The sequence below is a fragment of the Streptomyces sp. NPDC001502 genome (genome assembly GCF_042894785.1).
In the GTDB taxonomy this organism is placed as follows: domain Bacteria; phylum Actinomycetota; class Actinomycetes; order Streptomycetales; family Streptomycetaceae; genus Streptomyces; species Streptomyces kutzneri.
Map to the genome: position 1 here is coordinate 78,859 of NZ_JBIAVW010000031.1, position 19,045 is coordinate 97,903.

General features: G+C 69.8%; 16 protein-coding genes and 2 pseudogenes. 5 read left to right on the forward strand and 13 right to left on the reverse strand.

What is annotated here, in order from left to right:
- Window positions 1–268: 268 nt before the first annotated feature.
- Window positions 269–493 (forward strand): EF-hand domain-containing protein, encoded by a 225-nt coding sequence (locus ACFY0D_RS36235; protein WP_388624395.1) that lies wholly within the window; start codon window positions 269–271, stop codon window positions 491–493.
- A gap of 428 nt (window positions 494–921) precedes the next feature.
- On the opposite strand, the pseudogene ACFY0D_RS36240 reads toward ACFY0D_RS36235, so the two are convergent.
- The 4 genes and pseudogenes from ACFY0D_RS36240 to ACFY0D_RS36255 form a co-directional block, all read right to left on the reverse strand.
- Window positions 922–2,701, reverse strand: a pseudogene (locus ACFY0D_RS36240) (SCO6880 family protein).
- 283 nt (window positions 2,702–2,984) lie between these two features.
- The gene (locus ACFY0D_RS36245) at window positions 2,985–3,830 is read right to left on the reverse strand and encodes a methyltransferase domain-containing protein (protein ID WP_390802157.1); all 846 of its coding nucleotides are present in this window, start codon (window positions 3,828–3,830) and stop codon (window positions 2,985–2,987) included.
- A gap of 77 nt (window positions 3,831–3,907) precedes the next feature.
- Window positions 3,908–5,329 (reverse strand): SDR family NAD(P)-dependent oxidoreductase, encoded by a 1,422-nt coding sequence (locus ACFY0D_RS36250; RefSeq protein WP_390802158.1) that lies wholly within the window; start codon window positions 5,327–5,329, stop codon window positions 3,908–3,910.
- A 123-nt stretch (window positions 5,330–5,452) separates the two neighbouring features.
- Entirely contained in the window at window positions 5,453–7,063 is a 1,611-nt protein-coding gene (locus ACFY0D_RS36255; RefSeq protein WP_390802159.1) for a prenyltransferase/squalene oxidase repeat-containing protein, read from the reverse strand.
- 261 nt (window positions 7,064–7,324) lie between these two features.
- Here ACFY0D_RS36255 and ACFY0D_RS36260 point away from each other — a divergent pair, with 261 nt between their 5' ends.
- The 3 genes from ACFY0D_RS36260 to ACFY0D_RS36270 all read left to right on the forward strand — a co-directional run bounded on the left by ACFY0D_RS36260 (window position 7,325) and on the right by ACFY0D_RS36270 (window position 10,290).
- Complete coding sequence (locus ACFY0D_RS36260) at window positions 7,325–8,287, forward strand: terpene synthase family protein (protein WP_390802160.1); 963 nt, start codon at window positions 7,325–7,327, stop codon at window positions 8,285–8,287.
- Between the two features lie 102 nt (window positions 8,288–8,389).
- Window positions 8,390–9,748 (forward strand): cytochrome P450, encoded by a 1,359-nt coding sequence (locus tag ACFY0D_RS36265; protein WP_390802161.1) that lies wholly within the window; start codon window positions 8,390–8,392, stop codon window positions 9,746–9,748.
- 296 nt (window positions 9,749–10,044) lie between these two features.
- Entirely contained in the window at window positions 10,045–10,290 is a 246-nt protein-coding gene (locus tag ACFY0D_RS36270) for a hypothetical protein (RefSeq protein ID WP_390802162.1), read from the forward strand.
- 97 nt (window positions 10,291–10,387) lie between these two features.
- On the opposite strand, the gene ACFY0D_RS36275 is transcribed toward ACFY0D_RS36270, so the two are convergent.
- The 8 genes from ACFY0D_RS36275 to ACFY0D_RS36310 form a co-directional block, all read right to left on the reverse strand.
- Entirely contained in the window at window positions 10,388–11,410 is a 1,023-nt protein-coding gene (locus tag ACFY0D_RS36275) for a terpene synthase family protein (RefSeq protein ID WP_390802172.1), read from the reverse strand.
- A 28-nt stretch (window positions 11,411–11,438) separates the two neighbouring features.
- Window positions 11,439–12,590, reverse strand: a complete 1,152-nt coding sequence (locus ACFY0D_RS36280; protein ID WP_390802163.1) for a Rieske 2Fe-2S domain-containing protein — start codon at window positions 12,588–12,590, stop codon at window positions 11,439–11,441.
- Window positions 12,590–13,471: a hypothetical protein gene (locus tag ACFY0D_RS36285; RefSeq protein WP_390802164.1), complete on the reverse strand. Its 882-nt coding sequence runs from the start codon at window positions 13,469–13,471 to the stop codon at window positions 12,590–12,592. The genes ACFY0D_RS36280 and ACFY0D_RS36285 overlap by 1 nt, the downstream gene beginning before the upstream one ends.
- A gap of 128 nt (window positions 13,472–13,599) precedes the next feature.
- Complete coding sequence (gene uppS, locus ACFY0D_RS36290) at window positions 13,600–14,358, reverse strand: polyprenyl diphosphate synthase (protein ID WP_390802173.1); 759 nt, start codon at window positions 14,356–14,358, stop codon at window positions 13,600–13,602.
- 320 nt (window positions 14,359–14,678) lie between these two features.
- Window positions 14,679–14,996 (reverse strand): hypothetical protein, encoded by a 318-nt coding sequence (locus ACFY0D_RS36295; RefSeq protein ID WP_390802165.1) that lies wholly within the window; start codon window positions 14,994–14,996, stop codon window positions 14,679–14,681.
- A 200-nt stretch (window positions 14,997–15,196) separates the two neighbouring features.
- Window positions 15,197–15,385, reverse strand: a complete 189-nt coding sequence (locus tag ACFY0D_RS36300; protein ID WP_390802166.1) for a hypothetical protein — start codon at window positions 15,383–15,385, stop codon at window positions 15,197–15,199.
- Window positions 15,386–15,390: 5 nt separating this feature from the next.
- Window positions 15,391–15,966: a DUF5994 family protein gene (locus tag ACFY0D_RS36305; RefSeq protein WP_390802167.1), complete on the reverse strand. Its 576-nt coding sequence runs from the start codon at window positions 15,964–15,966 to the stop codon at window positions 15,391–15,393.
- A gap of 366 nt (window positions 15,967–16,332) precedes the next feature.
- Window positions 16,333–17,559, reverse strand: a complete 1,227-nt coding sequence (locus ACFY0D_RS36310) for a PP2C family protein-serine/threonine phosphatase (RefSeq protein ID WP_390802168.1) — start codon at window positions 17,557–17,559, stop codon at window positions 16,333–16,335.
- Window positions 17,560–18,628: 1,069 nt separating this feature from the next.
- Here ACFY0D_RS36310 and ACFY0D_RS36315 point away from each other — a divergent pair.
- The gene (locus tag ACFY0D_RS36315; RefSeq protein ID WP_390802174.1) at window positions 18,629–18,802 is read left to right on the forward strand and encodes a peptide ligase PGM1-related protein; all 174 of its coding nucleotides are present in this window, start codon (window positions 18,629–18,631) and stop codon (window positions 18,800–18,802) included.
- Window positions 18,803–18,885: 83 nt separating this feature from the next.
- Here the strand turns inward: ACFY0D_RS36315 and ACFY0D_RS36320 are convergent.
- Window positions 18,886–19,045 (reverse strand): annotated as a pseudogene (locus ACFY0D_RS36320) (PRC-barrel domain containing protein); the annotation flags it as partial.

Here is a 19,045-nt window from a genome sequence, read left to right on the forward strand (position 1 = left end):
CCCGATCCAGCGGCTGACAGGTACGTCACATGCCCCGGACCCGAGCGTTCCCCTGGCCGGCGCGGGGCTCAGGCGCGGAAGGGACTCGGAGCGGGCGGCAGGCGGAGCCGTCACGGAAGCGCGGCCAGAACCAGCTGCGACGCGCACTGTGCGGACCGTGTTCCGTCCGGTTGGGGCGGGCATAGTCGCGTGCGATCACTCGATTGGCCGTCACGCCATGTGAACTCACGTGGCGAATCTGTCACTGTGTGTGGACGACCATCCTGTGATGCGAGAGGGAAGAGCGATGACCGAGGCCGAGGCCAGGGAAATCTTCGAGCAGATCGACACCGACGGCGACGGGCAGATCAACATCGTCGAACTGGCCAACCACTTCAAGCGTGAGGGCCACCAGGGACAGCTCAGGGAGAAGGTCAAGGACGCCATGGAAGCGGACCAGAACCGCGACCGCGTGCTCGACTTCAGCGAATTCCACACTCTGGTCAAGCAGTAGGCCGCATCTGCGCCTTTTCGCCCGCCTCTCGGCGGGTGAAAAGGCGCAGCGAAGCTCCCCTTGCTGCCTGAAGTCGCCACAGCGCAAGGTCATCCCGCGGCGCTCATACCGCTCCTGTGCCTGAGCGGCCCTTGTGCGAGGCGGACGTCGACCTGTCCAGGCCGATCGCGGACTACGACGCGCACCTGAACTCGTCCGCAGACTCGACGGCCTGGCCGCCGAGGAGCCGAGGGGTCGCATTGAAGGCCCTGGCCGACCTCCGACACGTCATCGCCCGCACCGGCCAGGACACCGCGTGCGAGCTCGCCGCCCAGGATGCCTCGATTGAGGAGGTGGCGACCGCGCTCGACACCAGCGGGGCCGCGGCCCGCACCTACCTCATGGGCGATCCCACCTCGTCCTTGATCCTTCCGCGAGATGATGACACGTCACGCTACGTGATGCGTCTGTCGTGTTCGGCGGCCTTTCGCCACCATGCGCAGGTCGGTGTCGAACAGCTCCCGTTCTCGCGGGTGGAGCAGATGCTGGGTGATGAAGCTCCGGCCGGCGACCTTCCACAGGCCCCGGCCCTTGGTCAGGGCGGAGAGGGCCTGGGTCTCCACGCCGGTCAGTCCGAGCACGGCCGCAGCGGTGGCCAACTGGTCAGCCTCCTGGCGGTAGATGATCCGGGTCGAGCAATCGGTCAGCAGGCCCTCGGCCAGAGCTCGTCCCCGCGATCCGGCGTCCCCGGCCGTCAGGAGGTCGGACAGGCGGTGGATGACCATCATGTTCGCGATGCCCAGGCCTCGGGACAGCTTCCACTGGGACTGCATGCGTTCCAGCAGGGCGACGTGCCGCATCACGCGCCACGCCTCGTCGTAGATCACCCGGCGGCGCCCGCCGGTGGGGTCGGACAGGGCGGACTCCATCCAGGCGCTCGCGCAGGTCGTCGCTCGTGCCGCCGAGCCGGGACAGGTCGATCGACAGCATCGGGGCACTGGGGTCGAACCGTACGGTCGACGGCGCGTCGAACATCCCGGCCAAGTCACCGTGGATGAGCCGCCGCAGTGCATGGGCGAGGTCTTCGGCGGCGTGACCGAGGCGGCCGGACAGGTCGCCGGCTGCGGCGTCGGGCCCTTGGGCTCGTAGGTCAGGGACAGGGTGCGCCGCACTCCGGAGATGAAGAGCAGCTGGTGCAGGAAGCCGGGGGAGGTCTCGATGCGCGGCCAGTTCTCGATCCAGAAGGTGGCGTGCCGGGCCGAGTCGGTCTCGATGCGGTCTGCCTTCTCCACGAGGACCACGAGGACCACGGGGCCTGCGGCGGCCGGATCGGCCTGAGGCCGCCCGGTGGTCGACCACTGGTCGAGGGCCGCCAGCTTCATAGGGTCGTAGGCGGTACGGATCACTGCGGCGATCCCGGTAGCGGCCAGCTACCCGGCAGGGGCCAGGCCGGCGCCGTGGGCGGCCTGGTCGAAGGTGGAGGTGAGCTGGGTGAGCACGGTGAAGCGGCCGGTGAGGCCGCCACCGGCCTGGTTGATCAGCCGGCGTGCGGCCTTCAGGTCGAGCGCCAGGGCGACGTAGCTCTCGTGCGGGGCGGCGGCCGGGCCGGCGGCGGTCAGCAGGTCGGCGTAGATCGGTCCAGCCAGGTGAGCGCCGGGGTTGCCGTACGTGTTCCAGTAGCGGTTGAGGGAGTCCCCGCTGTCCGGCACGGTGCGCTCCAGCACCTGGACCCGGGCCACGTGGCCGATGCGCGCGAGGCGGCCAGTGTGCGACCCCAGCCGGTGACGTTGTGGTTCTGGGTGGACGGATCGAGCAGCGCGAACGCACGGGAGGACACCTTGACGACGGCGGTCAGCGTGCCGTGGTGGGGGTCGTGCACGGCGCCGAGGCGGCCGTCCGGGGAGGTGACAACCCGCAGGGAGGCCGCGGTGCCGGGAAGGTGGAGGAGTCCCTCGCGACGGGGACGGCTGGAGGGGCGGGTCAGCCAGACGAGCTGCCGCTTCGTACGGCGCAGCGTGTAGCGCAGGGCGAGGGGGCCCAGTCCGCGAGCGAGCGGCCTCGATACCTGACGATCACCACGGAGTGGATCAGCGCCCACAGGGGCAGCAGGGTGAGGGCGCGGGCGACGCCGGAGGACATGAGCACCGGGAGCAGCAGTAGGCCGGTGAGGGCGACGGCCACGAGCTGGGGCCAGGCTGTGCGTCCCGGTGGGGTCCACTGCGCCGCCACTCGAGGCGGCTCGGCGCGGTGGTGGGTGCCCTTCGCCCACTACTCCCTGATCCCCAAATGCGCGCCCCCGTAGACGTACTGCCTTAGCTGCCGGCCCGCACCGCGCTGATCTCAGACAGCCCCGCAGGAATGGAGCCGCACGCTCCCGGGGGGTGGCCGGGAATTCGGGCCGAGTCCGGAGGGACGCTCTCCCTGCTGCGGCGTCGCCTGACCGTGGTCGTGTACGCGTTGCCCGCACGGTGGTGGATGGCCTGCGCCCGTGGGCATCCACCGGGGCCGTAGGTTAGGCGCCGTGGGGGCGGCGGGCTTCGGCGATGACGTAGCCGATCTTGTCGGTGACGAGGGACAGGCACAGCGGCAGCAGCAGTTCCATCTGGGCGGCGAATTCGGTGCCGTAGACGGCGGCCAGTTGTTCCTTGTCCCGCTCGAAGCGGGCGGCGATTCCCCGCGTGGTCGCTCTCGTATGGGCGGTGACGTCGTGGACCTGGACGACTTCGAGGCCGGCCCGGGTGATGACGTCGGCGTAGCTGTCGGGGTGGATGAGGGAGGAGAAAGCGAAGCCCTGGGCGAGGAGTTCCCATTCCTGGCCGGTGAGCGGTTCCAGCATGACGAAGTCGGTGAGCACCAACCGTCCGCCGGGCTTGAGGGTGCGCCGGATTTCCCGCAGGACGTGGCGGCGGTCGGGGACGTGGAAGAGCATCTCGATGGCCCAGGCGGCGTCGAAGGTCCCCGCTTCGTGGGGCAGTTTCATCGCGTCGGCCTGGACGAACTCGGCTCGTGTGGAGAGCCCGGCGCTGTTCGATGCCGCGGTGGCGCCTGCCACCTGTGAGGAGCTGACACTCACGCCCAGGACGCTCGCGCCGGTGCGCTGGGCGAGGCGTATCGCGGGATGTCCGGTGCCGCATCCCACGTCCAGGACGTACTCGTCGCTCCGCGGGTTGAGGAGGTCGATGAGGCGGTCGGTCAGGCGTACCTGCGCCGTCTCCATGAGGGAGTCGTCGTCCTGGTCCCACAGCCCGAAGTGGAGGTGCTCGCCGAACACGGAGGCGAAGAACGCGCTCATCTGGTCGTAGAACGCTCCGACCGATTCGCCCGACGGATACGGCGTGACCCTCTGGTCTTCTTCCACGGTGACTTCCCTCTGCTCTTCGGTAGCCGGCGGTTCCGGCAGCCGGCTGGTGGACGGTGACTGACGGGCGGGTTCGTTCACTGCTGCGCGGGTGTGCTGCCGACGGGCTGGAGATGGAAGATGCGCAAGTTCCGGCCGGAGCGGTCGCGGTAGGCCTGGTAGCCGGGGGAGATGGTGAGGATCTTGTTCCAGATCACTTCGTGCTCCGGGCCGTCGACGAGGCGTGCGGTGACGGGAATCTGCGCTCCTGCGAGGGTGACGGTGCCGGTCGGTGTCTTGAGGAGGTTGGTGGTCCAGGCGGGGTGGTGGGCCTGGCCGAAGTTGGAGCCGACGACTGCGTAGCCGTCGGCGTGGTCGACGTAGAAGAGCGGGGTGGGGCGGAGGCTTCCGGTGCGGGCTCCGGTGGTGGTCAGGAGCAGGGAAGCCACCTTGAGGCCGCGGCCGACGCTGAACCGGCCCGTCGTGCGTGTCTGCAGGGCGGTGTCGAGGGGGACGAGTGCGACCCGTGCCAGAGCACCGACCCAGCGTGCCGAGCCGACACGGTGAACGGTTCGCTCGATCGGTCCCGCCGTCCTTGGCATCCCCACGCCCGCGTCTCTTTCGGGTCCTGCCACTGCATCGTGGGGCCGGCGGGAAGCCGACCGGCGGGTGGGGTGGCCGAAGTCGCGTCGGGCCGGGCCGCCGAGGGAGGCGAGTGTGCGGAAGATGCCCGGGGTCATGGCGTAGGCGCGGTACATCGCCGGGAGGTAGCCGGGGACGTCGACGATTTCCCGCTGGTGGAGGAGGCCGTTGACGATGGCGGCGGCGACCTGTTCGGGGGTGGAGACGGGCAGGAAGTCGGCGATGCGGGGCATGAGATGGGAGGGAACGTGGCGGCCGAAGAACTCGGTGCCGCCCACGGTTCCGGGCCGCACCAGCATGACGTGGACGGGCGAGGCGGTGAGCTCGCCGGCCAGGACCTGGGTGTAGGCGTTGATCGCGGCTTTCGACGCCGCGTACGCTGCCGCGGGGCCTTTGACGAAGACGACGCCCGCCGCGGAGCCCATGTTCACGATGGCCCCGCCGCCGGCCGCCCGCATCAGCGGCAGGACGGCATTGACCCCGACGACGGTGGCGTCGTAGCCGGTCCGCATGGTCAGCTGCGTGTCCTCCACGCTCATGTCCGCCACGTCGGCCCATTTGACGAAGGCCGCGTTGTTGACCAGGACGTCCAGGCGCCCGCCGGCTTTGTGTACCTCGGTGATGTACTGTTCGTACGCGGCGCGGTCACTGACATCGACTTGCTGGAGGGTGACCTGCCCGCGTAGCCCGGCGGCATCCAGGCCCGCTGCCGCCGAGGCGAGGTGGTCGGCGGAGATGTCGGCGACATGGACGTGGGCGCCCTGCTGGGCCAGGGCGTGGGTGGTGGCGAGGCCGATGCCTTGCGCGCCGCCGGTGACCAGGCACACCTTGCTCTTCAACCCGGCCGACGTGCGGGGGCGGGGAGCGTTCTTCTTCACAACTGCCGTCCATCTCTTCTCGAAGCTCTGCCGAAGCAGGACTTGGGACTGGCGGGCGCTGATGGGTCTGGCTGCGGATGCGTGGTGCGATGAGGCGCCGGGTGCCGGGCCGGGAAAAAGAGGTCACATCCGGCCGACGGGCCGGCCTCTTGCCCGGTCTCTCACCTGCCCTCTGTGACCGGTATCCGGTGTGGTGCGGTGGATGAGGTGTCCCAGGGCGAGGAGGGTGAACACGTCGGCGAGGACGGGGACGGCAAACGGGAAGGGGCGTGGTCCGATGGAGTCCGGGACGCTGCGGATGGACCCGTTCTGGCGCTGCTGGGCGAGCAGGTAGGCCGCGCCGGTGCCGACAGCCGCAGGGGCCTGGGAGCCGGTCACTGTGGTGAGCGTGATGAGGGCGTAGGCGGTGCTGAGAGCGTCGCTGGGTGCCCCGTCCTGCCGGCCCCAGCCGCCGTCGCTGTTCTGGCTGTCCAGCACCAGGTCCTGGCATCGGCGGGCGACGGCGTGTCCGCCGGCGCTCGGGTGACGGGTGGCGGCGAGGGCGGCCCGGAAGACGGTGTGGTGGCGGCTGCTGCTCCAGTCCGGCGGAAACGATCCGTCAGCGCGCTGCACGGCGCCGAGATAGGCGAGGGCGGCCTCGGCCGTGGCATGCTCGGCTGGTCCCTGGGTGGTGAGGGCGTTGGCAGCGGCCGCGGCCATTCCCGCTTCCGACGGGGCTCCGGCCAAGTAGGTGGGGAATCCGCCGTCCTGGCCTCGCACCGCGTGCAGGGATCCGATCGCGCGGCGGATCGCAGCGTGGTGGGCCCTCGTGTCCACGACGTGGAGGACCTCGATGGCGGCCGAGGTGCAGTCCACGTCGGATTGCTCGGCGCCTTCGGTGTAGGACCATCCGCCGCCGCTCTGCTGCAAGGCGACCAGGCGCCGGGCGATGGCATCCAGGATCGGGGCGCCCGCTCCGGCGGCGTGCAGGGCGAGGCCGGCGGTGACGGTGACCCAGGTGTCCTCGTCGCAGATGAACGGCATCCCGCCGTCCGGGCGTTGATGCGTCAGTGCGGTCCGTATCCCCTGGGCCACCAGATGCTCGTGGCCGGGTATGAGGGACAGGGCGTGCAACACGGACAGGTGGATGAGGAGGTTGCCCTCCCACACCGTTCCGGGGTGCTGCGTGGAACGGAGCAGAGCGACCTCGCCCTCGTCGATGTCGGCGAGTGCCCCGTGGGCATGGGCGAGTACGACTTTCACCGCGGTGACCTGGACGAGTGCCCACAGGTGCAGACCGTGTGGGGAGAATGCTTCGGGAGGGGGCGGCCCGGCTGCGGCAGGTGCGACGCCGAGCAGGTGGAGCACCGCGTCGAGCAGGGCGCGTTTGCGGGTACCGGTGAAGTCCGGTGCCTGGGAAAGGAAGACGTCGAGGCTTGGCAGATCCGCCACTTGGTGGCCGTCCAGAGCGGCCCGGGCCAGTAATCGATCAAGCCGCCCAGGGGAGTCCCGGTACCGGGCCAGGTAGTCGGCCACCCGGCGACGGGCGGCGGGATCCGCCCGGGTGCGGTCAAGGAGGGCCAGTAAGAGGGCGGACTCCAGAACACGGCTGTGGCAGGGCTCCCGTACCGCACCATCAGGGCCGACGCGGGCGATGAGATGCCTGCGCAGCCGTTGTGTGGCCGACCACAGGCCGACAGGTAACGCGCCGTGGGGCCAGCGGGGCAGACCCCCGGTGATCGCCGGAATTCTCATCTAGATCCTTTCCGGGAAGGCGCCGACGCGGGCGGCCTGGAGCCGACCGTACAGACGTCAGTCACACCTGCCGGATCTGAAGGAGTTGACAAGCCAGGCGGAGTGTCAGTCATGTTCGGATCTTGGCAGAACACGGCCAAACGGGGAATGGCGCGAAGCGGACGCCGACCGGCGCCTCTACGGGAGGCGGAGAACAGCGGACTTTGGCCATGGCCTGCTGTGCGCTGTCCCCGGCTGATGGTGATCTGCCAAGATCCGCCTATGACGGACCCCACATCAGGCTTATCGGACCCGGTCGCGGCCCAGCTGCTGCGCTGGGCCTGGCAGGAGGGTGTGATCAGCGACGCCGAAGGGGAGCGGCGGCTGGCACGGATGAGACTCCCGGTGCTGGCCGGTGGCGCGCTGCCGCACGGCGGTGCGGCGGACGTGGTGTTGACCGCGCAGTGGGCGGCGTTCATCTGCTGGGTGGACGACGAATTCGACCGCCGAGGCCTGGGATCACAACCGGTAGAGCTGGAGAAGTTCACCGCGCCCCTACGCGAGGTACTTGCGACCGGACGCGAGTCCGCCTCGCCAGGCCGGCATGCGAAGGTCCTGGCCCAGCTGCTGCAGCACACCGATCCAGAGAGATCAGGCCGGTGGCGGGAGCGGTTCTCCGCGCACTACTCGGATTTCCTGGACGCCACCGAGGAAGAAGTCGCATTGCGCCGAGCCGGTACCCGACTGTCCATGGCGCGCTACGTCGGGCTGCGGCGGCGCACCATCACCGTGTTCCCGTTGCTGGCCGTGCTGGAACGCACCGGCCACACCGAGCCGGTCGAGGAACCGGCACTCGAAGCCGAACTGTCGGAGCTCCGATCGGCGGCGGCAGACATCGCGGGCTGGGCGAACGACCTCGCCAGCCAGGAGGACGACCGGGCCGCCGGCCAGGACAACCTGCTCACGGTCCTCGCCCGCCGACACCACTGCTCGGCCGCTGCCGCCCGTACCCGCGCGACCGACATGATCCAACAGCGCCACACCGGCCTCACCGCCGCTGCCGCATCCCTACGCGTCACCCCCGGGCTGCCGCAGGGCCAGCTCGATGCACTGGGCCACCATGTGGACCTGGTGGAGAGGCTCACAGCGGCCAACCTGCACTGGCTGGCGGTCACCGGACGCTTCACCGCCGACCCGATCACCAGCCAGTCCGTGCCACTTCACCCGTCGAGGCCCTGGTCCTGACCCACCGGCCGGTCATCGGACCTGCAGTCGGAGGTCAGATCAGGCCCGACGAATCCCGGCGGCACGGCCCCGAGATGACCCCCCAACCGCAGGAGGCACTCCGTGACGACGTCCGCCACTGACCCCGGACGGCCCGCCCCGCTCGTCCCCGGCCGGCTGCCACTCCTGGGGCATGCCCACCATCTCGCCCACAGGCCGCTGCCCTTCCTGCGCTCCCTTCCCCAGTACGGGGAACTGGTCCGCATCCGTATCGGACCGCAGGACGTCCATGTAGCCACCAGCGCTGCCCTGACCCGCCAGGTCCTTGTCCCCGACGCCCGCAAATTCGACAAGGGCGAAATGTTCGACGAGCTGCGCCAGCAGATGGGAAACGGCCTGGTCACCTCATCCGGGGACTTCCATCGCCGGCAACGGCGCCTGGCCCAGCCCGCCTTCCGCCCGGAGCGCGTTTCCTCCTTCGGCCACGTGATGAGCGACCGCGCCGCCGCTTGGGCCGCCTCCTGGCAGCCGGACACCCCTCTCGACCTGGCGCGCCAAATCGATGCCGTCACCCTTGCCACGCTCCTCGACATCATCTTCAACCAGACCAGCGACGACCTGCGGGCCACCGTCAAGACCTGGACCGCCGTGAGAAACGGCGCCATGCGGCGCGCCCTGTCCCCGGCCGCGGCCTGGCGCACCCACCTGGCCGGCGCCCGCGAGCCAAGCAGCGATCCACAAGCCCAGAAGGCTGTGGCCGCCCTGCGCAACGCGATCGGGCAGGAGATCAACCGGCGGCGCACCACAGGCAGGGATCTGGGCGGGCTGCTGTCCACCCTGGTCCACGCCCGCGACCGCCAAAGCGGGGCCGGCATGTCGGACGAGGTGGTGTGCGACGAGATCCTGAACCTGTTCGTCGCCGGCACCGGCACCATGAGCGCCGCCCTCGCCTGGACCTTCCACGAAATCGCCCACCACCCAGACGTCGAGCAGCAGCTGCTGGCCGAGTTGGACGCCGTGACCGGCCGAACCCAGGTCCAGGCCGAGCACATCCCTCACCTGCCCTACACCCGGCAGGTTCTCAGCGAGGTCCTGCGCCGCCACCCCACCTGGCTCCTCATGCGACGCACCATCCAACCGGTGCACCTCGACCAGACCCTGCTGCCGACCGGAGCCCGCGTCTACCTCAGCCCCCACATCCTCCACCACGACCCCGCCCTGTTCCCCGAGCCCGACTCCTTCACCCCTGACCGCTGGCATCCTGACCGCATCACCCCTGAGCACAAGGACGCGTTCATCCCCTTCAGCGCCGGCCACCGCCGCTGCGCCGGCGACGGCTACGCCTGGACACAGCTGACCCTCATGCTCACCAACGTCCTGGCCCAATGGCGCCTCCGCCCGGCCGACGACCGCCCGGTGCATTCCCGCGTCGGCACCGTGGAGCGCCCCGACCGGCTGCTGATGGTCCCCACCCGCCGCTGAACAAGGACCTCGCAGAACCTGGCAGCGCATTGCGCCCCTTGCTCCGGCTAAACGTTCCTCCGCCCGCAGGTCGCCGCCAGGAGCGCGTCCGGCTGCGACGCATGCACGGCAGCTGCGGCGCGCAGTCCGTAGCCCGCGCGTATGGCGGCTGTTCCTCACCGCCGCGGGCATCGGCACCCTCATCGACCTGCTGCTTGAGCCGTTGTTCCTGTCCTCCGGCGTGTTCGCCTACCCCGTGGGATTCCCCCCCGCTCACTCTTTTCGCGGGCCACTGGTACCAGCTGCCGCTGCTGGAGGTGCTCTCCGCGAGCCTGGTCCTGGTCACCCCCATGCTGGTTCTGCGCCGGATCGACGAGTCCCGCCCGGTCCCCTGGCTGTTCACCACGAGCGGCCGCACCTCTGCCCCGGCACGCCCTGGTGTTCGGCTCCTGGCGGGTGTGGGTCTGGCCAACGTCGTGATCCTCGCCTGCCTCCTGGCCAACGCGGCCACCGCCGAGCCGGGCGGTCCCTTCCCACGCGATATGCCCACCTGGCTCTGGTAGTCCCGTCTCTGGCCGCCCCCTTCCCCGTGTCCCCGCGGCCGGTGTGCACGACTCGCTCGTCATGCACACCGGCCGTCGCGGTTGCCTCGTGGCGGCCTCAGGAAGAGAGCGGGCCCTTTCGAGCCGGCCGGTTGCCCTCGGCGGCCTGGATGTGGTCCCACCACCAGGTGATCGCTGGGAGGTCCGGCGGGTGGGGGTTGTCGTCGGCGGGGTGGTCGGTCCAGTCGACGGTGAACGCGGTGGCGTCGTGGAGCTCGCCGGTCTTCGCGTCCTGGGGGGTTCGGTAGCGGCTGGTTTCCAGGGCCCATTCCATGTGGCCGCGGACGATGTATCCGATGTCGTGTGCGAAGCGGGCCAGGTGGGGGCCGCCGGTGCGGGCCAGGTGGTCGCGTATGCGCACGTAGAGGGTCATGAGCCGGTCGCGCAGGGCGATCGCGTCGGTGACGGCGTCGGTGAGCGGGTACCCGTTGTTCTGGTTGCGCAGGACGTCGAGAACGTTGAACTCGCCGATGGCGGCTTCGCGGTGGTGGGAGATGACGTCGTTGTCCAGTGCGCCGATCAGAGGGACGAGATCGGTGAGGATCAGCGTGAGCGGATCACCCGCTTCCTCCGGCGTGAGCCGGTAGCCGCCGATGAGGGGGTAGAACGGCACCATCCAGCTGCCGGCGCAGTCGTCGCTACGGGCGAGCAGGTAGTCGTTGAGCGCGGGGATGGAGCGGCTGCGCTGCATGCGCGTCCACTGGTAGCTGCCGTGGATGTAGCGGCGCGTGCCGTCGTTGACACGGTTGACCTGCTCGGAGTCGGGGAGTTCGGCGAGTCGGCGGCGCAGGTCCCACAACGACTGGCAGTACGGGTCACTCTCGTGCGGGGCCGGGCCGGGGTAGTCGAGGATCCTGTCGAGACGCAGGCAGTGCGAGGTGAGTGCGCCGGGGGGCCGCAGGTCCAGGCGCGCGTCGCGTGAGTCGTCCCAGGCGTACGCCCAGTAGCAGAAGTCCGAGAACAAGCTCATGTGCTGGGCGGCGCTGTCCGCTTGGGCCAGCGGGACCATCGTGGAGGCGACGTGACCGCTGTTGATCTGAGCGAGCCAGGAGTCGGGTGCGCAGATCCCGTAGTCGACCATCCATCGCACGGAGTTACTGTCGAGGGCCTCAGGGCGCGGATGGGGTGCGGGCGGTATCGGGCAGTAGAAGGGGAGCTTGTCGATCGCTGGGGACAGTGGCGGCATGGGCGTCCTTCTGCTCGTCGGCCGGCTCTCCGCCGGGGTAGAACTGCTCGGCCCAGCGCCGGTAGGCCATGATCGGGCCGTCTCCGTCGGCCAGGCGCGGAGCTGCCTGGTAGCGCTTGGTGTGCCAGATCGGGCTGTCGTCGTTCAGCACGAAGCCGGCGGCCGTGGTACGGAGCCCGATGTCGCACAGGGCCCGGGCTCCGGCGTAGGCCAAGACCTGGCCGAGCCGGTCGGGCAGCCAGCGCGGGGCGGGCAGGCGCAGGCAGGCGGCGAACCGCAACTGAATCCGCCAGGGTCCTACGACGGTGGGCATGATCCAGCCCCGCAGGACGGGCCCGGCCTTCAAGGTCATGGATCCGGCCGTGTAGCCGAGGCCGTGGAGTTCCCCTTCGTAGCTGACGGTGAGGGCGGCACGCGGCAGGTGAGGAAGGGGGACGCGCATGGTGAAGTTGAGGCCGAGGACGTGCCGGGTGAAGGTGTACGGCTCGATCGCCAGGATCGGCGACTTGTGCATGACCGGGAAGTGCCCCTCGTCGACGGTGTTCTCGCCGATCTCCTGCGGGTGGGTGGGCATCTCCACGGTGATGTGCACCAGAGGCGAATACCCGGTGAGGTCGACTTGGGGCAGCTCCCACGAGGGTGGGCGGCCGTCACGGTCGTACCAGGCGAAGATGATGCCGCCGTTGATCTCCCGGACCTCCAGCTGCCCCAGCCGGGCCTTGGGGGGCCGCTTGCCGTACGCGGTCTGCACGCAGGTTCCGTCGGGTCCGTAGGAGAACCGGTGGAAGGGACAGACCAGGTTTTCCCCTTCGACGGTGCCGCCGACTCCGAGGTGGGCGCCCAGGTGCGGGCAGTACGCCTCGACCGCCCGCAACAGCCCCTTCCGCGTGCGGTACAGCACGACGTCGCGGTCCACGAGCCTGCGGGTGATGACCTTGCCGGGCCGCACCTCGTCGGAGAAGCCGAGGCAGAACCACCCCGTCGGATCGGGCAGGGCCGACGGGAACGCTTCGTCGCCCGCCGTGGGACGCAGGTCGGGTTTCGTGTACCAGCGCTGTCGCTTGCGACCGAGCATCACAGTCCCTTCAAGTCGTGTGTTGCGGAGGGTTCACTGGTCTGCGCGTACCGGGAGCTGAGCTCGTGCCAGCGCTGCTCGCCCGCGATGAACGCCTCCATGGCTTCGATACAACGCCCTACGCCCTCCCGTTCCGCCGCCGCCAGGCCCTGCCGGTCGGCTTCCGTCTCCAGCTGCCCTTCGAGGGCGATGAAGGTCTTGGCGAGGTCCTCGATGTGCGTGGCGACCTGCAGGGCGGCCTGGGCGAGCGGGACCGCGTCCCGGTGGTGGGTGAGGAGTACGAGGTTGTGCAGCATGTCCCCGGCGGCGAGTTCCTTGGGTACGGAGGCCAGGTCGTTGACGAGTGAGGTCAGGTCGTTCCACACCTGCCGCATCCGGGTGAAGACCGGGCTGCGGTACAGGCCGTCCGGAACGGCGAACCCCACGGACAGTTCGACCAGGTCGCAGTAGACGTAGCTGCCGACGGTGAGCCGCCGCTGCTCGAAGAACTCCTCGACCCCGACCTGTCGGGGGTCGCTGCCATGGTCCCGGGATTCGGCGGAGCAGGCGTTGACGTAGTCGGCGAGGTTGACCGCGAGGTGCCGCCTCCAGTGCGCCGGCATCAGAGGGGTGGTGCCCTGCCACAGATCGACCAGGGCCGCGGCGAGCGGATGCCGCACCCACGGCGTCGCGCCCGTACCCGCCAGGCTCTCCACCAGAGCGAGCAGCTCACCAGGAGGAGGTGCGGCGGGCTCGTCGAAGTACCGCTCCACACAGGCGGTCCAGCCGATCCAGCACGTCAGGAGCAGCCCGGTGGATGCCTCCGCGTACGGGTAGGCGCGGGCACTGACCTCGCCCAAGCCCACCTGCCGCCAGTACGCCTCCGCCTTACCGCCGCTCACCATCCCCCTCTGGACCGCCCATTGCAGCGCCCCTTCCTCAAGCTGCTCGGCATGCGCACTGCGCAGCGACGGGAACGAAAGCTCAGGGCGCGGGGGGTCATAGGGCGCGGAAATGGCTCTGTCCACCGTCACTGCCCGTACCTCCGAGATCGTCGGCTGTAGCTGAGGAGGGCGGCGTCGAAGTCCGCCCGGCTGAAGTCGGGCCAGTTCACGTCGCAGAAGTAGAACTCGCTGTAGGCGCTCTGCCAGGGCAGGAAGCCGGACAGGCGCTGCTCCCCCGAGGTTCGGATGATCAGATCCACCGGAGGCTGCCCGGTCAGGGCCAGATGGCGCGCAATTTGATCACTGGTAAGGCCGTCCACGATGTCCGCGACCGCGGTCCCCCGGCCGGCGTGCTCGGCCAGCAGCGACCGGACCGCCGCGGTGATGTCTTCCCGCCCGTCATAGGCCACCGCGATGTTGACCGCCATACCGGACACCCGACCCGTGCGCCGGACAGCGCCGCGGACTCTGCGCCGCGCGTCATCGCCAAGCAGTGCCGGGTTGCCGAACAGGTGCAGCCGCCAACACCCGGCATCGGCGAGCTCACACACCACTTCAGTGATCACCTGGGCCAGAGCACGGACATCAGCGGGATCGCGCCGCAGGTTGTCCGCCGACAGGGGCCACAGCGTGACCGCTCGGATCCCGGCCGCCTGACACCAGGTCAGCAGTTCGTGCACACGCTCCCCGCCGCGCCGGTAGGCCGCGGCCGGATGAGTACGGTGCTGGCGTGCCCACCGACGGTTGCCGTCCACGATCACGGCGATATGCCGGGGTAGCACCATCCTCGGAGGCGAAGGGAGAGGCTGCGAAGGAGGTAAGGGCGGGTCGGCGGCAGAGCTGATGGTCATCGCACTACTCCCACAAAGGTGACGGTGCGCGGCCTGGGGGATCCTTCAGGGGAAGTCGGGCACGAATCTGCATGACGTGCTGAACACTTACTCACGTGTGAACCGGCCTCGGGGTGACTCTGCTTGATCCAGGTGTAACCCCTCAGCCCCTACCGGAACAGCCCACTGCCAGGGGCGCACGGATCGACACGGCGCACCCGGGCCTCCCCGAGCGCATCAGGATCTTGCCGTCGCGCCGTGCACGCCTGGCGCACACAGACTCCGGGGCGGGTGTCCGGGGTATCGGGCCCGTGACGGGTAACGCGGACGTGTCATCACCGGTCCTGCCCATGTCCCAGGCCCTCGCATGTGTGAGGGGATTCAGCCGTGTCTTCCTCATCGGCTTCCATGTGCCGGATTCCCTCGTGGGTGAGGGTGACCATCGCCGGGGTGTTGCCGGGTTCCCAGTCGACGGTGATGAGTCCTTCGCCTGCCAAGTAGGTGCAGGCGGCGGCGAGGTCCTGTTCCGGTACGTGGAGGTCGTGCCGCAGCTGTGCTCCGGTGATGCCGAGGAGGCGGTTGCCTTCGACGGCTTCGTACAGGACCCGGAGCACCTGGTCGCGGTAGGTCTTGCGTTCGTGCAGTGTGGCCATGACCGCGTCCTTTCGAATGTGTGGGGTGGGGGTGGGCTCCGGGGCTCGTCGGACTTCTCAGGTCTCGTCGGAGCGTGCGCCGGTGCCGGCGGGGTCCTGCATGGAGGCGGATGTTCCCGTCGAGGGCGGGTGAGGAGTCCGGCGGGTCGGGGCGCCGAGGCGCCCCGCCCGCTGCCCCCGGTCGGAGGAAGATCCGTTCCTCACCGGCCGGCACCCGTGTGGTGGGCTCGACGACCGGTGTCGTCCGGCAGGCCGGGAGGCCTCGGCAGGGGGTCACTGAAGCGGTAGGCCTCGATCCGTGCGTCGTGCTGGGCGTTCAGCAGGTGGATCAAACGCATCCCGATGCCGGTCATGAGGATGATCACCGCGATGAGGACGACGGTCTCCACGGAGCTCACCTCCAGCCGTTCGCGGACAATGGGAGAGCGCCTCGTCCGAACGGCTCCCCGAAGGTGGGCATGCAGGCCCCGGCCTCGTCCTCCCAGGTGGCTTCCCGGCGGCGGGCGTCGCGGATGCCGCGCCCGATGACCATTTCGTTGGCCATCAGGACGCCTGCGGCCAGGACGCTGCCCGGGATCGCGGCGGCGGCCATCAGGCGGGCCGCGGCTGCGGGCTCGGTCTCGGGCGGGATCACCAGGAGGTCCCAGCGGCCGACGGTGTAGGAGAGCAGGATCAGCTTGTCGGGGTCCTGTTCGGTGAACCAGCCCACGTGGAGCACGCGCCCGGCCACGGCAACCGTGCGCGGGACGACCGGCCAGCGGCTGGGGTTCACGCTGACGCGCGTGATGCGCCCCCAGGGCTCGTCCAGAGCGGCGGCGAGAGCGGGGAGCTCGGCCTCAAGGTCACGCGAGCGGGGCCACCAGGCACCGTCCAGCAGGCCGGCAAGGTTGGTCTTCGGGGTGAGGGACAAGCGTGCCGGGAGCACTGCGGCGAGGTCGCGGGGCGCGGTCCGGTCGAGGGTGGTGGTCATGATGCGGACCTGCCCCCGGACTGCCCGTCGGCAGCCCGGTTTTTAGGCGATCGCCGGAAATGACACCCGCGTGAAGCCGGTGCTCGAAGTACTTCCGGTCCTTTAACTGTACGCCTAGTCGATGGGCAATGACCGTTGTGACCAGGTATTTTCTCCGGCAGAGGCGGTGGGGAGTTCGATCTCGGACGACGGGCGCGCGGGCGCGGTGCGGTCGTCGTCGATGTCCGGTAGGCCACGGCGTTCAGGTCGGACGGAGGCACAGCCACGTCCGAGACCGTAACTCCCCGGTCGGGGCACTGCTTCTTCCATGGGCCGAACTGTCAGCCGCACGCCACTGAGGATGGATGATTCGCAGCTTCGAAGCGTTCAGTCGAGAACCGCGAGGTGGTCGGCGGCGCCCCCGCGCCATTCGATCATGAAGAGGGTGGCGTCGTCGCTGGTGTGCCCGCCTCGTTCGCTCTTCAGCGTGTGGGAGAGCCGGCGCAGATCTGCCCGCATCCCCTCTGACGGCTTTTCCCCGAGGCGGTTGACGCAACGGATGAGGCGTTCCTCGCCGAACAGCTCCCCGCCGGTGACGTGCTCTTCGATGATGCCGTCGGTGTAGCACAGCACGCGGTCGCCCTGCTGGAGTGTGTGCTCTCTGATCCGGGGCTCCTCACCGCCGAAGCCGACGGGCAGCGTCGTCGCGCTCTCCAACTGCCGCACGACCTTGCCGTCGCGGATCAGCAGAGGCGCGGGGTGACCCGCGTTGACCAGCTCCAGCTCACCGGTGGTGATGTTCAGGTGCATCAGCTGGGCGGTGACGAAGTGGTCGGGACCGAACTGCCCGGAGATGGCGTCGTCCATGTACGTGTACTTCTCGGCCAGGCTGACGAACACGCGCCGGGCATGCCGGTAGGCGCCGATGGCGATGGTTGCCATCGCGGCGGCGTTCAGGCCGTGGCCCATCGCGTCGATCACGGCCATGTGCAGGATGTTGTCGTTGAGGGCGTAGTCGAAGCTGTCTCCGGCGACGCGGTAGGCGGGCTCCAGAATGCCGGCCACCGCGACCTGAGGCACTGTCATCGTCAGGGGCGGCAGCAGGCCCCACTGGATCTCCGCGGACACGCTCATCGGCTCCCGGCGCCGGGCCAGGAAGAACTGGTCGGTGTAGGCGTTCTTGGTGACCAGCAGATCGGCGACCAGGCCGGCGAGTCGGCGCAGCAGGCGCCGGTCGTCCTCGCCGACGTCGTCCAAGGTGAGGACCATCACGCCCACCGTGTCACTGCCGTCCAGCAGCGGCAAGTACATCCGGACGCCGCCGCGGGCCAGCGGCACCTCGACGGTCTCCCCGCGCAGAAAAGCCCGCCCGGCAGGGGAGTCGATCACCGGCTCGGGCTGACTGACATGCAGCTTCCTGCCCGGAAGCGGCACCAGCAACTCCTGCGCGTAGTCCTGGAGCAGGATGGAGACGTCACGGCCTCCGACCCGGCCCACCTCCTCCGCGATCAGCGGGGCGATCAGCTGCGGCGGCAGATGCGGCGCCCGGTCCAGCAACAGGCCGAGCAGCCGCTCACCGAAACCCTCCGACCGGTCCACTCTCTCCTCGTCCATGACCTGCCCCGCCACCTCGTTCCTGCCCGCCCACGCCGGTCACCGCCTCCGCACAAAGTGACCTGGGAAGCCGCCGGAGCGGCTCATTGCGCCATGCGCGGCATGTCGGCACACGCTGACCGCGGCGAAGGGCCTTGTCCTGGCCCCTGTCTCCGCAGTGGAAGATCAAACTGCTGGAGCGAGGCAGGGCTGCTCATCGATCAGCCGACGATGGTGCGGGCGGACGTGCACCGGGGCCGGGTGGTTCCTCGGCGCCAGACTTGGTCACCACCCTGCTCGGGGCCGGCGTCCTGATGCCGCTGTTCGCACTCGACACGTTCGGCGTGAAGGCCGTATGACGCTTGGTTCCGTGCCTGCCCGCCTCCTGGGCCCGGCGGGCGCTCACCGTCGTCACCGCTGTCATCGTCCTGCTGGTCGCGGTCTGGCCCCTCGGATCCGGCCTACGGCTCAGCGGCTGGTGGCCCACCGGCACTGCTCCTGCCGCCGCAGCGGAAGCCAATGGCGGTGGCCGCCGCGTTCGGCGCTACATCCCTGCCCGAGTCCGTTGTCCGCTACCTGAGCCTGCTGCCACTCGCGCTGGGCCTCAAGGCCGTCTGGCAAGCATGGAAGAACCACCACGACGGCGGCGGGGACGAGGAGGAGACGCAGGCCAAGAAGGGTGGGCCGAGTCCGCTGGAGGTCGTCGCGGGCCAGGATCAGCACCCCGGTGGTGCGCCCCCCCCCGCAGCACCGGCGTGCCCAGGTCGGCCACAGTGACGTCGTTGAGGACAGCTGCTTCCTGTTCGGGGCTGCAGATCGCCTCCAGGACTCTGTCCCCAGTCAGCCGGACACCCTTGGCGCCGAATTCCAGGGTGCCGCCGCGAAGCCGCACCCCCGGCGCCAGCGTGATCACCGGCATCGGACACCCCAAGCAGCATGGGAGGGTTGAGGGCGCAACTGGTCCGGGTTCGCAGACTGACCGAGCCGGAAGGGCAGAAACTCGGGCCCATCGTGCGGAGGCGTCGGCGCACCCGAAGACCGAAGCCTCGGCGGTCGCCGAACCGTACGCCGCTCTGGTCCCGCCGCCCGGCTGCGCGCTTGCCGCCTCGCGTTCGATCCGGAGCGCGGCGAGGGCGTGGTCCTTTACGCGGACGCGCCACCCGACGGCCGTTCCTGGCGGTACGCGGTGATCGCCGGGAGTGCTGGAGACGTGGAGGAGCAGGAAGCCGCGTTGGCCGAGGTCCTCGCATCCGAGGGCGGCTGACCCACCACACCGCCGGTCCCACACGACGCCGGTCCCGGCACCCAGGAGGGTGCCGGGACCGGCGTCGTGGTGCGGGATCGGGATCAGGCGGGGCGACCGCCGAAGGGGGCGCCGGTGCCGTAGTAGGTGCCCAGCTCTTCCCGGTAGACGGCGTCGCCGAGGTGCTTGTCGCGGTGGAACTCGGGGGCGTTCTTGATCTGTTCCTTGGTGCGGGCGACGAGGACCTTCTTGTCCTCGGGGTCG